This is a genomic window from Serinicoccus kebangsaanensis (genome assembly GCF_008919445.1).
Taxonomy (GTDB): Bacteria; Actinomycetota; Actinomycetes; order Actinomycetales; family Dermatophilaceae; genus Ornithinicoccus; species Ornithinicoccus kebangsaanensis.
The window spans coordinates 67,296-81,111 of record NZ_VSLG01000014.1 but is presented as its reverse complement, the minus strand read 5'-3'; the positions used below and the strand labels follow the sequence as shown (position 1 = coordinate 81,111).

Sequence of the window (13,816 nt, the reverse complement as noted above, 5' to 3'; positions counted from 1 at the left end):
ACCACACGCGACGCCCGGTGAGGCCGAGGCCAACCACACTCGAAGCCCGGTGGGACCCAGGCCAACCACACTCGACGCCCGGTGGCGCCGAGATCAACCACACGCGACGCCCGGTGGGTCAGCGCAGCGCCAGCGCCGTGGCGACCGCCGCGGTCGCGGCCTCGTGCCCCTTGTCCTCGCTCGAGTCGGGCAGCCCCGCCCGGTCCAGCGCCTGCGCCTCGTCGTCGCAGGTGAGCACGCCGAAACCGACCGGCACGCCAGTCTCGACCGACACCTGCGTGAGCCCCGAGGTCGCGGCCTGGCAGACGTAGTCGAAGTGCGGTGTGCCGCCCCGGACGACCACCCCGAGGGCGACCACGGCGTCCACGCCCTGCTCCCGCGCGAGCCGGGCGGCGGCGACCGGGAGCTCGAAGCTGCCCGGCACGCGCACCTCGCGCACGTCCTCCACGCCGGCCTCGGCGAGGGCCCGCCGCGACCCGTCCAGCAGGCCGTCCATGACGGTCGTGTGCCACGACGCGGCGACGACGGCGACCCGCAGCCCTCGCCCGTCGACGGTCAGGGTGGGCGCTCCGGCCTTGCTCATGCTGTGCTCCTCGTCTCGTGGGTGGGGTCCGGCGTGCCCTTCACCGCATGTCTGGACATGGCTTTCTGGGACCCGTCCCCCAGAAAGGCATGTCCAGAAGGGGATGTGGCGGGCAGGTGCGGGGAGTGACCGAGCCGCTCGACCTTGGTCCGCAGGTATGCCTGCGCCTCGGCCGGCGCCGGTCGCCCGGACGGCAGCGTCTCCGCCACGACCAGGCCGAGGCCGGTGAGGGCCGCGACCTTGTCCGGGTTGTGGGTGAGGACGCGCAGCGGCCGGGCGGCCAGGCCCAGGTCCTCCAGGATCGCCGCGGCGACCGCGTAGTCCCGGGCGTCCACCGGCAGACCCAGCGCCTCCTGCGCGGCGACCGTGTCCAGCCCGTCGTCCTGCACGGCATACGCCCGGAGCTTGTCCAGCAGCCCCACGCCGCGTCCCTCGTGCCCGCGCAGGTAGACCACCGCGCCGCCCTCGACCGCGATCCGGGCCAGCGCGTCCTGCAGCTGCGGGCCGCAGTCGCACCGTCGCGACCCCAGCGCCTCACCGGTGAGGCACTCGGAGTGCACCCGGACCAGCGGGGTCGGCCCGGGGTCCGGGCCCCCCAGCAGGGCGAGGTGCTCGGCACCGGTCACCAGGTCGCGGTAGCCGTGCACCACCAGGTCCCCGTGCTCGGTCGGCAGGGTGGAGCTCGCGACCCGCTGCACCCGGTCGTGGCGCTGCCGGTGCGCGACCAGCGCGGCGATGGTGATGACCGGCAGGTCGTGCTCGGCCGCGAGCGCGTGCACCTGCGGGCCGCGCAGCATCTCCCCCTCGTCGTCCACCAGCTCGCCGATCACGCCGACCGGGGCCAGGCCGGCGAGCCGGCACAGGTCGACCGTGGCCTCCGTGTGCCCCGGCCGGGCGAGCACCCCGCCGGCCCGCGACCGCAGCGGGATGAGATGACCCGGACGGCGCAGGTCGGCCGGCCCGCTCGCGGGGTCGGCGAGCACCTGCGCTGTGCGGCAGCGGTCGGCCGCGCTGATCCCCGTCGTGACGCCGTCGGCGGCGTCCACGGTGATGGTGTATGCCGTCCGCAGCTCGTCCTCGTTGGCGTCGTCGGCCACCATGGCCGGCAGGTCGAGCCGGTCGGCCACCTCCGGCGGCACGGGCGCGCAGAGGAAGCCCGAGGTGTGCCGGATTGCCCAGCCGGTCCAGGCGGGGGTGAGCGTCTCGGCGGCCAGCACGACGTCGCCCTCGTTCTCGCGGTCCTCGTCGTCCAGGACCAGCACCGGCCGCCCCTCGCGCAGGGCCGCCAGCGCCCGGCCCAGGCCCGTCGCGCTCATCGGGCCAGCTCCGGGTCCAGGAGACGCTCGGCATACTTCGCCAGCACGTCGACCTCGACGTTGAGCGCCTGCCCGGGCGCGCGGTGGCCCAGGGTGGTCAGCTCCAGGGTGGTCGGGATGAGCGAGACCTCGAACCAGTCCGGTCCGACCGCCGACACCGTGAGCGAGACCCCGTCCAGGGCGATCGAGCCCTTGTGCGCGACATACCTCGCCAGCTGTGGGGGCAGCGCGAGCCGCACCACCTCCCAGCGCTCCCCCGGGGTGCGCGAGCGGACGGTGGTGGTGCCGTCGACATGTCCCTGCACGATGTGGCCGCCGAGCCGCCCACCCACCGGCAGCGAGCGCTCCAGGTTGACCGGGTCGCCGGGGGCGAGCCCGCCCAGGGTGGTGACGGCCAGGGTCTCGGCCATGACGTCGGCGACGAAGCCGTCGTCGGTGCTCGCGGTCACGGTCAGGCAGACCCCGTTGACGGCGATGGACGCGCCGTGGGTGGCGTCCGCGACCACGAGCGGCCCGCGGACCTCGACGACGCTCGCGTCAGGCCCGTCGGCGCGCGAGACGAGCGTGCCGAGCTCCTCGACGATGCCGGTGAACATCAGTGCAGCTCCTCAGGAGGGATGGGGCGCAGCCGCAGCTGCAGGTCGGGGCCGAGCCGGTCGACCTCGACCAGCTCCAGCCGGGCCGCGTCGGCGATCGTGCCGATGCCCAGGTCGGGGACGGCGCCGGGACCGGCGCCGAGGAGGGCGGGGGCGAGGTGGACGAGCAGCTCGTCGACCAGACCGGCCCGCCAGAACGCTGCGGCGAGGGTCGGTCCGCCCTCGAGCAGGACGCTGTGCACCCCCCGCTCGCGCAGCGCGGCGAGCACCTGCACCGGGTCGTGGGTGCGCAGGTGCAGCACCTCCCCCTCGGTGGTCGTGGCGTCTCCTGCGTCCGGGCCGGCGAGCCGGCTCGAGGCCGGCAGGTCCCGGTGACCCACCACGACCCGGAGCGGCTGGTCCGGCAGCAGCCGGTCGCGGTGGTCACGTGCGGTGAGCGAGGGGTCGTCGGCCAGCGCGGTCCCAGTCCCCACCACGACCGCGGCGACCTGCGTCCGGACCCGGTGCGCCTCGGCGCGCGCCTGCGGCGAGGTGATCCAGCGGCTGGTGCCGTCGGCCGCCGCGACCCGTCCGTCGAGGGTGCTGGCCACCTTCCAGGTCACGTGCGGGCGCCCCAGGGCGGCGGCGCGCGCCCAGTCGGCGACCAGCCGCTCCGACGCGGTGTGCCGGTGCTCGCGCACCCCCACCCCCGCCGCCTCGAGCAGGGCCGCGCCGCCGCCCGCGTGCGTGGGGTCGGCGACGGCATACACGACCTGCGCGACACCGGCCGCGACCAGCGCCTCGGCGCACGGCGGCGTGCGCCCGTGGTGGGAGCAGGGCTCAAGCGTGACGACCGCGGTCGTGCCCCGTGCGGACGGCCCGGCGGCGGCGAGCGCCGTGGCCTCGGCGTGCGGGGTGCCGACACCGCCGTGGTGGCCCTCCGCGACGATGCTGCCGTCAGGCGCGAGCAGCAGGCAGCCCACGCGGGGGTTGCGGTCGCGTGCCGGGCCCCGTCCCGCCAGGGCGACGGCGCGGTCGAGCGCGGCGTCGAGGTCGACGCCGACGAGTGGGGGGCCGGTCACCGGACGTCCTCTCCAGGTCGATGCCCGGGGACGCAGGGAGGTGAGGTAGGACGACGGATCACGCCGCCACGCGTCGCGGTGGCCCGCGACGGGTGGGTGGGCGGTCGAGCCGCCGACCCACGCGCTGCCTCCCTTCCGGACTTTCACCGTCGGTCCTGGAGTTCCACCAGGTCAACCGGCCGCTGGCTGCGGTCGGGTCGCGGACTGTCACCGCCGGCTCGGAGTTTCACCGACCCCGGAGCGCGTATGTCGTTCACCGCCAGTCTAGCGCGCCGGATCCGCACCGGACGTCTCCGGTGGGCGGCAGGGCAACCACGAGCGACGCCCGGTGGGTGAGGGACGGAATGCGGGACGGGCGGCATACCGTTATGCCCACGATGAACGGCCCCCTGATCGTCCAGTCCGACAAGACCCTGCTGCTCGAGGTCGACCACGACGGCGCCGAGGCGGCGCGGCGCGACATCGCGCCCTTCGCCGAGCTCGAGCGGGCACCCGAGCACGTGCACACCTACCGCGTGACCCCGCTCGGCCTGTGGAACGCCCGCGCCGCCGGGCACGACGCCGAGCAGGTCGTGCACGCGCTGATCGAGCACAGCCGCTTCCCCGTGCCCCAGTCGCTGCTGGTCGACGTCGCCGAGACGATGGCCCGCTACGGCCGGCTCACGCTCACCAAGGAGGTCGTCGGCTCCGGGGAAGGCGGCGAGGAGCCGGTGCTGATCCTGCGCACCACCGACCGCGCCGTGCTGGCAGAGGTGCTGCGGCACAAGAAGATCAAGCCCCTGGTCGGCGACCGCGTGGACGACGACACGGTGCGGGTGCACGCCTCCGAGCGCGGCCACCTCAAGCAGGAGCTGCTCAAGGTCGGCTGGCCCGCCGAGGACCTCGCCGGCTACGTCGACGGCGAGGCGCACCCCATCGACCTGGACACCGCCGACTGGTCCCTGCGGCCCTACCAGCAGCAGGCCGTCGACGGCTTCTGGGACGGCGGCTCCGGCGTCGTCGTCCTCCCCTGCGGAGCGGGCAAGACGCTGGTCGGGGCGGGGGCGATGGCGCGCTCGTCGACCACCACCCTGATCCTCGTCACCAACACGGTGAGCGCCCGGCAGTGGCGCGAGGAGCTGCTGCGACGCACCTCGCTCACCGAGGACGAGATCGGGGAGTACTCCGGCTCCCGCAAGGAGATCCGCCCGGTCACCATCGCGACCTACCAGGTCCTCACGCTCAGGCGGAAGGGCGTCTTCCCGCACCTGGACCTGCTCGACGCCCGCGACTGGGGCCTCATCGTCTACGACGAGGTGCACCTGCTGCCGGCCCCCATCTTCCGGATGACCGCCGACCTGCAGGCGCGTCGCCGCCTCGGCCTGACCGCCACGCTCGTGCGCGAGGACGGCCGCGAGTCCGACGTCTTCTCGCTCATCGGCCCCAAGCGGTTCGACGCGCCGTGGAAGGACATCGAGACGCAGGGCTACATCGCGCCCGCGGACTGCGTCGAGGTCCGGGTGAGCATGCCGGAGGCGATGCGGATGGCGTATGCCGTCGCCGAGCCGGACGAGCGCTACCGGTTCGCGGCGTGCGCACCGGCCAAGGACGCCGTGGTCGACCGGCTGGTGGCGCACCACCGCGGCCAGCCCACGCTGGTCATCGGGCAGTACCTCGACCAGCTCGAGCAGCTGGCCGACCGGCTGGACGCGCCGCTCATCACCGGGGAGACGACGGTGGCGCGCCGGCAGGAGCTGTTCCGCGCGTTCCGCGAGGGCGAGATCAGCCTGCTCGTCGTCAGCAAGGTCGCGAACTTCTCCATCGACCTGCCCGAGGCCAGCGTCGCCATCCAGGTGTCCGGCACCTTCGGGTCCCGGCAGGAGGAGGCGCAGCGGCTGGGTCGGGTGCTGCGGCCCAAGGGCGACGGGCGGACGGCGCACTTCTACACGCTGGTGACGCGGGACACGGTGGACGCCGAGTTCGCCGCCCACCGGCAGCGGTTCCTCGCCGAGCAGGGGTATGCCTACCGCATCGTCGACGCGGACGATCTGGACGCCGTGACGTCCGGATCGGCCTGACCCACGCAGCCGATTCCCAGGAAACCCTCAGCCTGCGTCGCCACGATGGGTGTATGACCACCACCGACAGCGAGCCGGAGGCCACCCTGCTGGTGGTCGAGGACGAGACCAACATCCGGGAGCTGCTCACCACGAGCCTGAAGTTCGCCGGGTTCGCGGTGCACGCCGCCGGCGACGGCCGCAGCGCGCTGCAGCTCTCCGGCGAGCACGACTTCGACCTCGCGGTGCTCGACATCATGCTGCCGGACATGGACGGCTTCACCGTGACCCGCACGCTGCGCGAGCGGGGGCTGGACCTGCCGATCGTCTTCCTCACCGCCAAGGACTCGCTGGACGACAAGATCAAGGGGCTGACCGTCGGAGGTGACGACTACGTCACCAAGCCGTTCAGCCTGGAGGAGGTGGTCGCCCGGATCCGCGCCGTGCTGCGCCGCACCCGGGTGGCCGAGGACGGCGACGACCACGCCCTCCGGGTGGCCGACCTGGAGCTGGACGAGGACAGCCACGAGGTGCGCCGCGCGGGGAAGGTCATCGAGGTCTCCCCCACCGAGTTCAAGCTGCTGCGCTACCTCATGCTCAACCCGGGGCGGGTGCTGTCCAAGAGCCAGATCCTGGACCACGTGTGGGACTACGACTTCCGCGGCGAGATGAACATCGTGGAGTCCTACATCTCCTACCTGCGGCGCAAGATCGACGTCATCGGCGAGCCGCTGATCCACACCAAGCGCGGCGTGGGCTACGTGCTGCGCGAGCCGCGCTGAGGCATACCCCTCCGTGCTGCAGCAGCTGCGCCGCGCCGCCTACGCCAAGCTCCACGGGCTGTCGCTGACCCGACGCCTGGTGACCGTGCTGGTGCTGCTGGTGCTCGCGGCATACCTGCTCACCACCTCGGTGACCATCACCATGCTGCGCGGCTACCTCGTCGACCGGGTGGACGCCGACCTGGAGACCTACATCAACCCGCTCGCCGAGCGGGTCTCCGCGCAGCTGCTGGAGGAGGCGACGGGGCAGGAGGACACCAGCGCCGAGCTGTGGCTGCCACCGAACTCCTACTACATCCTCTTCACCCCGGTGGACCCGTCGGCCAGCACGGTCCCGCTCGCCTCCCGCGGCATGAAGGACACCCCGGACCTCACCCGCGTCCCGATCGACGACGAGCGGCTCGGCGGACCCTTCACCACAGACAGCGCGCACGGCGGCGGGGACTGGCGGGTGCTGGCGCTGCCGATGAAGAACGAGCAGGGCCTGTTCTCCGGCACGATCGCGGTCGCGCTGCCGCTGGACGAGGTCGACAGCACGGCCCGCCAGCTCGCCTTCCTCACCTTCGTCATCGGCCTGACCACGATGGTCGTCGTCGGCGTGCTCGGCTGGTTCGCCGTGCGCCGCGCCTTCCGCCCGCTGAGCCGGATGGAGGACACCGCGGCGGCGATCGCGGCCGGCGACCTCACCCGGCGCATCCCCCCGCCCGGTGCCCGGGACGAGGTCGGCTCGCTCTCCGAGTCGCTCAACGCGATGCTCGCGCACATCGAGCACTCGTTCGCCGTCCGCGAGGCGTCGGAGCAGCGGATGCGCGACTTCGTGGCGGACGCCTCGCACGAGCTGCGGACCCCGCTCGCCACGGTCAAGGGGTATGCCGAGCTGCACCGGTTCGGGGCCATGTCCGGTCCCGAGGACGTCGCCGGGGCGATGCGCCGGATCGAGGACGAGGCGACCCGGATGACCCGCCTCGTCGAAGACCTGCTCACCCTGACCCGGTGGGACTCCCAGCCGCAGATGGCGCCGACCCGGGTGGACCTGACCGTCCTCGCCTCGGACGTGGTGCAGGACGCCCGGGTGCGGGCACCCGAGCGCACGGTGCGCCTCGTGCCGCTGCCCGGCACCGATCCCCAGGCGGCTCCGGTCGTCACCGGCGAGGACGGTGCGCTGCGTCAGGTGCTCACCAACCTGGTCGCCAACGCCCTGGCGCACACGCCTGCGGGGACGCCGGTCGAGGTCGCCGTCGGGCGCGCCGACGGCACCGTCGTCGTGGAGGTCCGCGACCACGGGCAGGGACTCGCGGAGGACACCGGCGACCGCGTCTTCGAGCGCTTCTATCGTGCGGACAAGTCGCGCAGCCGCGCCTCCGGCGGCACCGGGCTCGGGCTGGCGATCGTCGCCGCGATCGTCGGCCGGCACCACGGCTCGGTCCGGCATACCCCCACCCCCGGCGGCGGGGCGACCTTCAGGGTCGAGCTGCCCGCGGATCGGCGTCCAGCCGATTCATAGCCTGCGCCCAGGCTGTGCCGACGTGAGCGTGGTGTGATCGAGACATGACGACGCCACAGCAGGACCCGCAGGGCTACCCGCACGACCACCAGGGCCCCGGCCCCGACGCCACCGGCCCTATCCACCCGGACGCCACCGCGCCCGTGCCTCCCGCGCGCCCCGGGACGGAGCAGCAGGCGCACGGCTCCCCTGCCGCCACGCCGGCTCCCGCCCCGTCGTCGCCCCGCCGTGAGCGCCGCCGCTTCGGCGACATCGCGGTGGCGAGCGTGCTCGCCGCGCTGCTCGCCTCCGGCGGCACGTATGCCGCGATCCAGCTCTCCGACGACCGCGCCGGGCAGGCCGCCGGGAGCAGCGCCCCTCCGGCGGACACCGAGGAGGCCTCCGGCGAGGCGGAGGGCACCACCGTCTCGCTGACCGGCGAGCAGGACTGGGGCTCGATCGCCGAGGCGGTCACCCCGAGCACCGTGTCCATCGCCGTGGCCGGCATGTCCGGGCAGGGCTCCGGGTCGGGCGTGGTCTGGGACGACCAGGGCCACGTCGTCACCAACGCGCACGTCGTGGAGGGCGCCCAGGAGGTGCAGGTCACGCTGCCCGGCGGCCAGTCCTACCCCGCCGAGGTCGTGGGCACCGACCCCTCCAGCGACCTGGCCGTGCTCCAGCTGGACTCCGTCCCCGACGGCCTGACGCCGATCGCGATCGGCGACGACTCCGCGCTGGGCGTCGGCGACCCGGTCATGGCGATCGGCAACCCGCTCGGGCTGTCCGGGACGGTCACGACCGGCATCGTCAGCGCGCTGGACCGCCCGGTGACCACCCAGGGGTCGAGCGACCCGGCGGACCCCAACTCCGCGGTCTTCACCAACGCCATCCAGACGTCCGCGGCGATCAACCCGGGCAACTCCGGCGGCGCGCTGGTCAACGCGGCCGGCGAGCTGGTGGGCATCAACTCCTCGATCGCCTCCCTGGGGTCGGCCATGGGCGGCCAGAGCGGCTCCATCGGCATCGGCTTCGCCATCCCGTCGGGCAAGGTGCAGCTCATCGCCGACCAGCTGATCGAGACCGGCACCGCGACCCACGCCTTCCTCGGCGTCGGGCTCGACGACGCCCAGGCCGAGGCCGACGGCGCGACCGTGTCCGGTGCCGTCGTCACCCAGGTCGAGCCCGACTCCCCCGCCGCCGAGGTGGGGCTGGAGAGCGGCGACCTGATCGTCGGCATCGACGACGAGCCCGTCTCCGGCGCCACCGCCCTGGTCGGGCAGGTCCGCGAGCGTGGTGCCGGCGACGAGGCGGACGTCGCCTACATCCGCGACGGCGAGCGCGCCGAGGTCACCGTCACCCTGGCCACCCGGCCGGACGAGCAGCCGTAGGCACGGGCATACCCCACCGGAAGCACCCGCGCTCCTCGGTGGGCGCCCCTGGGACCGGGCTCTCACCCGGGTCCTCGTCTGGGAGCCGGAACGTCAACTGGCAGCCTCCTCGAGCAGGCTGTTGGTTGACTTTCCGGCGCACAGTTGACGAACCGGCTGGGAGTGCGCTCGGCTCCGGGGCCACCGCTCAGCGGGCCCGCGCCACCCGGCCCTCGTCCCAGACCGGCCCGTCGCTCTCGCGCACCTGACCGTCGGCACCGAAGACGAGGAACCGGTCGAACGACCCTGCGAACCAGCGGTCGTGGGTGACCGCGAGCACCGTCCCCTCGAAGGCGTCCAGCCCGGCCTGCAGCGCCTCCGCGGAGTGCAGGTCGAGGTTGTCCGTGGGCTCGTCGAGCAGCAGCAGCGTCGCGCCGGAGAGCTCCAGCAGCAGGATCTGCACCCTCGCCTGCTGCCCACCGGACAGCGACTCGAACCGCTGCTCCCCCGCCCGGGCCAGCTCGTAGCGGTCCAGCACCCGCGCGGCCTCCTCGCGCGGCATCCCGCGCCGGTGCTCGTCGCCACGGTGCAGGATCTCCAGCAGCGTGCGGCCTCTCAGGCTCGGGTGGTCGTGGGTCTGCGCGAACCACCCGGGACGCACCCTGGCTCCCAGCCGCCCCACCCCGGCATGCCGCACCGGCGCCGGGACGACGTCGCCGACCGGCCGGTGCTCCGGCTCCGGGTCGCTGCCACCGGCGGCCAGCAGGCGCAGGAAGTGCGACTTGCCCGAGCCGTTGGACCCCAGCACCGCGACCCGGTCGCCGTACCAGACCTCGAGGTCGAAGGGTCGCATCAGACCGGTGAGCTCCAGGCCCTCGCAGATCACCGCCCGCTTCGCCGTCCGTCCGCCGCGCAGCCGCATCCGCACCCGCTGCTCGAGGGCCACCGCCTCGGGCGGCCCGGCCTCCTCGAACCGGCGCAGCCGGGTCTGTGCCGCCTGGTACTGGCTGGCCATGTCCGCGTTGTAGGCGGCCTTGGCCTTGTAGCGCAGCATCAGGTCGCGCAGCTTGCCGTGCTCCTCGTCCCAGCGGCGGCGCGCCTCCTCGAGCCGGGCGTTGCGCTCGGTGCGCGCCTCGTGCCAGGTGGCGAAGCTGCCCGGGTGGACCCACAGCGTGCTGCCCGCCGCGCCCGGCTCCAGCGTCGCGACCCGGGTGGCCGCCCGCGCCAGCAGCTCGCGGTCGTGGCTGATCAGCAGGATGGTCTTGGTGCTGGCCCGGAGCTGGTCCTCCAACCAGCGCTTGGCCGGGACGTCGAGGTAGTTGTCCGGCTCGTCCAGCAGCAGCACCTCGTCCGGTCCGCGCAGCAGCGCCTCCAGCGCCAGCCGCTTCTGCTCGCCGCCGGACAGCGTGTCGGTGCCGCGCCACTGCGCCTGCTCGAAAGGTATGCCGAGGGCCGCGACCGTGCAGACGTCCCAGAGCGTCTCCTGCTCGTAGCCCCCGACGTCGGCCCAGTCGGCCAGCGCCTGGGCGTAGCCGAGCTGCGCCGGCTCGTCGTCCACCTCCATGATCGCCAGCTCGGCCGCGTCCACGGCCGCCGCGGCCACCCGGATGCGTGCCGGCGCGACCGAGACGAGCAGGTCGCGCACGGTGGGGGCGGGCATACCGTCCTCGACGTCGCGACCCATGGTGCCGATGAACTGCGGCATCACCCCGAGCCCGCCGCCCCGGGACACCGACCCCTCGTGCGGCCGGAGCTCGTCGGCGACGATCCGCAGCAGCGTCGTCTTGCCGCTGCCGTTCGGGCCCACCAGGGCGACCCGGGCGCCGTCGCCGATGCGCAGGCCGATGTCGCGCAGCAGCGGGCGGCCGTCGGGCAGGGTGAAGCCCACACCGGAGACGTCGACATGGCCCATGGGGCCATCCTCCCTGGTCGGGGGGTCTGGTCCCAGCCGTTTTCCGGGCACCGGGCTCGGCGAGGAGGGTGCATCCGGCCAGCATTGATACGTTGACCCCCGTGCGCCCCGGTGCGGGGCCCATCCCGACTCCAAGGAGCACCCGTGAAGATCGCTGTGCTCGGCGGTGACGGCTTCTGCGGCTGGCCCGCGTCGCTACACCTCGCCGACCTCGGCCACCAGGTCCTCATCGTCGACAACTTGTCGCGACGGCGGATCGACGAGGAGCTCGGGGCCTCGTCGCTGACGCCGATCGCCTCAATGGAGGAGCGGCTGGCCGCCTGGGAGTCCGTGGGCGGGGCACCGATGCGGTTCGTGGAGCTGGACCTGGCCACGGACTACGAGGGTCTGGTCGACCTGCTGCGCACCGAGCGCCCGGACGCGGTGGTCCACTTCGCCGAGCAGCGCTCCGCGCCCTACTCGATGAAGTCCCCGCGGCACAAGCGCTACACCGTCGACAACAACACCGGCACGACCCACAACCTGCTGTGCGCCCTCGTCGAGACCGGCCTGGACGCGCACCTGGTGCACCTGGGCACGATGGGCGTCTACGGCTACGGCACGGCCGGGATGTCGATCCCGGAGGGCTACCTCGACGTGGAGATCGTCGGGGACGACGGGTCCCGCGTGGAGCAGCAGATCCTCTACCCCACCAACCCCGGGTCGGTCTACCACATGACCAAGTGCCTGGACCAGCAGCTGTTCGCCTACTACGCCAAGAACGACGCGCTGCGGATCACCGACCTGCACCAGGGCATCATCTGGGGCACGCACACCGACCAGACGTTGCGCGACGAGCGGCTGATCAACCGGTTCGACTACGACGGCGACTACGGCACCGTGCTCAACCGCTTCCTCATGCAGGCCGCGGTCGGCTACCCGCTCACCGTGCACGGCACCGGCGGCCAGACCCGCGCGTTCATCCACATCCAGGACATGGTGCGCTGCGTCGAGATCGCGCTGGCCAACCCCCCGGCGCGCGGCGACCGGGTCAAGATCTTCAACCAGATGACCCAGACCCACCGGGTGCGCGACCTCGCCGAGCTGGTCGGCCGGATCAGCGACGCCGAGGTCGAGCTCGTGCCCAACCCGCGGCACGAGGCGGCGGAGAACGAGCTGCACGTGCACAACGAGACCTTCATCGACCTGGGCCTGGAGCCCACGCTGCTCGAGGAAGGGCTGCTGATGGAGGTCGAGGACGTCGCCCGGCGGTATGCCGACCGGGCCGACCTGGACAAGATCCCGTGCACTTCGACCTGGACCGCGGCCCAGCAGGCCGGCGTCCCGGCCTCGCGCGCGGGCCGCACCGCACCCACCACCGAGCCGACCGGGGGCATCGTGGAGCACTCCGCCTGACCCGGGCGGCGGCATACCCCATGCGCATCGCGCTCTTCACCGAGGTCTTCCTGCCCAAGGTCGACGGGGTCGTCACCCGCATCACCCGCACCCTGGACCAGCTGACCGACCTCGGCCACGAGGCGCTGATCTTCGCGCCGGGCGAGCCGCCGACCAGCTACGGGCCGCACCGGGTGGTGAAGGTCCGGTCGGTGTCCTTCCAGCCGTGGTACCCCGAGATCCAGGTAGGGCTCCCGACCGCGCGGATCGCCCGGGAGATGCAGGCCTTCCACCCCGAGATCGTGCACGCGGTCAACCCGGTGTGGCTCGCGGCCTACGGCGTGATCTCGGCGCGGCGCCGCAACCTGCCGCTGCTGGCGAGCTTCCACACCGACGTCCCCTCGTACACCACCCGCCTCGGCAACGGGCTGTCCCTGCTGCGCGCCCCGAGCCAGGCGTGGATCACCGGTATGCACAACCTCGCCGAGGTCAACCTGTGCACCTCGGCGCAGATGGTCGCCCGGGCGCGGGAGGTGGGGATCCGCGAGGTCGACCTGTGGCCGAAGGCGGTCGACACCGTCGGCTACCACCCCTCCCGGCGGTCCGCGCAGATGCGCGACCGGCTCACCGACGGCCACCCCGACTCGCCGGTCGTGCTCTACGTGGGCCGGCTGTCCCGGGAGAAGGACCTGGACCAGCTGCTGGAGCCGATCCGGGCGCTGGCGGCCGACGGGGTCCGGCTCGCCTTCGTCGGGTCCGGCCCGGCCCGGCAGGAGCTGGAGGCGATGTTCGCCGGCACCCCGACCGTCTTCACCGGCTACCTGGCCGGTGAGGAGCTCGCGGCGGCCTACGCGAGCGCGGACGCCTTCGCCTTCCCCTCGACCACCGAGACGCTCGGGCTGGTCGCGCTGGAGTCGATGGCCAGCGGCGTGCCGGTGGTGGGCGCGCGCGCCGGCGGCATTCCCTTCGTCATCGAGGACGGTGTGACCGGCTTCCTGGTCGAGCCCGGGGACACGGCCGGGTATGCCGATCGGTTGCGGCGGATCCTGCTCGAGCCGGGACTGAAGGACCGGATGGGCGCGGCCGCCCGTGCCGACGCGCAGACCCACTCGTGGCGCGCCTCGACCGAGTCGCTGGTGAGCTCCTACGAGCTGGCGGTGGAGCGGCATACCGGTCGCCGTCCGGTGGTGAAGCCATTGCGGGCACGCCAGCACCGCGACCTGGGCCCCCGCTGACGGAGCCCACCGCGGTGGCTACCTGTCGCCGGGGCAGCACGCACCCACCGCGGTGGCCACCTGTCGCCAGG

General features: G+C 73.5%; 11 protein-coding genes and 1 riboswitch. Of the genes, 6 read left to right on the top strand and 5 right to left on the bottom strand.

Annotated elements, in window-relative coordinates; all coding sequences use genetic code 11:
• Positions 1-118: 118 nt before the first annotated feature.
• From ribH to ribD, 4 genes are read right to left on the bottom strand one after another with little or no spacing between them, the layout of a single operon-like run.
• The gene (gene ribH / locus FXF60_RS13735) at positions 119-583 is read right to left on the bottom strand and encodes a 6,7-dimethyl-8-ribityllumazine synthase (RefSeq protein WP_151526543.1); all 465 of its coding nucleotides are present in this window, start codon (positions 581-583) and stop codon (positions 119-121) included.
• Complete coding sequence (gene ribB, locus FXF60_RS13730; RefSeq protein WP_151526542.1) at positions 580-1,899, bottom strand: 3,4-dihydroxy-2-butanone-4-phosphate synthase; 1,320 nt, start codon at positions 1,897-1,899, stop codon at positions 580-582. Before ribB ends, ribH begins: the two co-directional genes overlap by 4 nt.
• Positions 1,896-2,495: a riboflavin synthase gene (locus FXF60_RS13725; RefSeq protein ID WP_151526541.1), complete on the bottom strand. Its 600-nt coding sequence runs from the start codon at positions 2,493-2,495 to the stop codon at positions 1,896-1,898. Before FXF60_RS13725 ends, ribB begins: the two co-directional genes overlap by 4 nt.
• A complete protein-coding gene (gene ribD / locus FXF60_RS13720; RefSeq protein WP_151526540.1) occupies positions 2,495-3,556 on the bottom strand; it encodes a bifunctional diaminohydroxyphosphoribosylaminopyrimidine deaminase/5-amino-6-(5-phosphoribosylamino)uracil reductase RibD in 1,062 nt (353 codons plus the stop codon). The genes FXF60_RS13725 and ribD overlap by 1 nt, the downstream gene beginning before the upstream one ends.
• Positions 3,557-3,673: 117 nt before the next feature.
• Positions 3,674-3,804, bottom strand: a riboswitch (FMN riboswitch).
• 129 nt (positions 3,805-3,933) lie between these two features.
• Between ribD and FXF60_RS13715 the strand changes: the two genes are divergently transcribed.
• From FXF60_RS13715 to FXF60_RS13700, 4 genes are read left to right on the top strand one after another with little or no spacing between them, the layout of a single operon-like run.
• Complete coding sequence (locus tag FXF60_RS13715) at positions 3,934-5,613, top strand: DNA repair helicase XPB (protein ID WP_151526539.1); 1,680 nt, start codon at positions 3,934-3,936, stop codon at positions 5,611-5,613.
• A 53-nt stretch (positions 5,614-5,666) separates the two neighbouring features.
• A complete protein-coding gene (locus FXF60_RS13710) occupies positions 5,667-6,374 on the top strand; it encodes a response regulator transcription factor (protein WP_151526538.1) in 708 nt (235 codons plus the stop codon).
• 13 nt (positions 6,375-6,387) lie between these two features.
• The gene (locus FXF60_RS13705; RefSeq protein WP_151526537.1) at positions 6,388-7,878 is read left to right on the top strand and encodes a sensor histidine kinase; all 1,491 of its coding nucleotides are present in this window, start codon (positions 6,388-6,390) and stop codon (positions 7,876-7,878) included.
• A 44-nt stretch (positions 7,879-7,922) separates the two neighbouring features.
• The gene (locus FXF60_RS13700; RefSeq protein WP_151526536.1) at positions 7,923-9,245 is read left to right on the top strand and encodes a S1C family serine protease; all 1,323 of its coding nucleotides are present in this window, start codon (positions 7,923-7,925) and stop codon (positions 9,243-9,245) included.
• Positions 9,246-9,432: 187 nt separating this feature from the next.
• On the opposite strand, the gene FXF60_RS13695 is transcribed toward FXF60_RS13700, so the two are convergent.
• Positions 9,433-11,136, bottom strand: coding sequence for an ABC-F family ATP-binding cassette domain-containing protein (locus FXF60_RS13695; RefSeq protein WP_151526535.1), 1,704 nt, complete (start codon positions 11,134-11,136; stop codon positions 9,433-9,435).
• 144 nt (positions 11,137-11,280) lie between these two features.
• On the opposite strand from FXF60_RS13695, the gene FXF60_RS13690 reads away from it, so the two are divergent.
• On the top strand, positions 11,281-12,531 hold the full coding sequence (locus tag FXF60_RS13690; protein WP_151526534.1) for an NAD-dependent epimerase/dehydratase family protein: 1,251 nt from the start codon (positions 11,281-11,283) through the stop codon (positions 12,529-12,531).
• A 20-nt stretch (positions 12,532-12,551) separates the two neighbouring features.
• Positions 12,552-13,745, top strand: coding sequence for a glycosyltransferase family 4 protein (locus FXF60_RS13685; RefSeq protein WP_151526533.1), 1,194 nt, complete (start codon positions 12,552-12,554; stop codon positions 13,743-13,745).
• Positions 13,746-13,816: the final 71 nt, after the last annotated feature.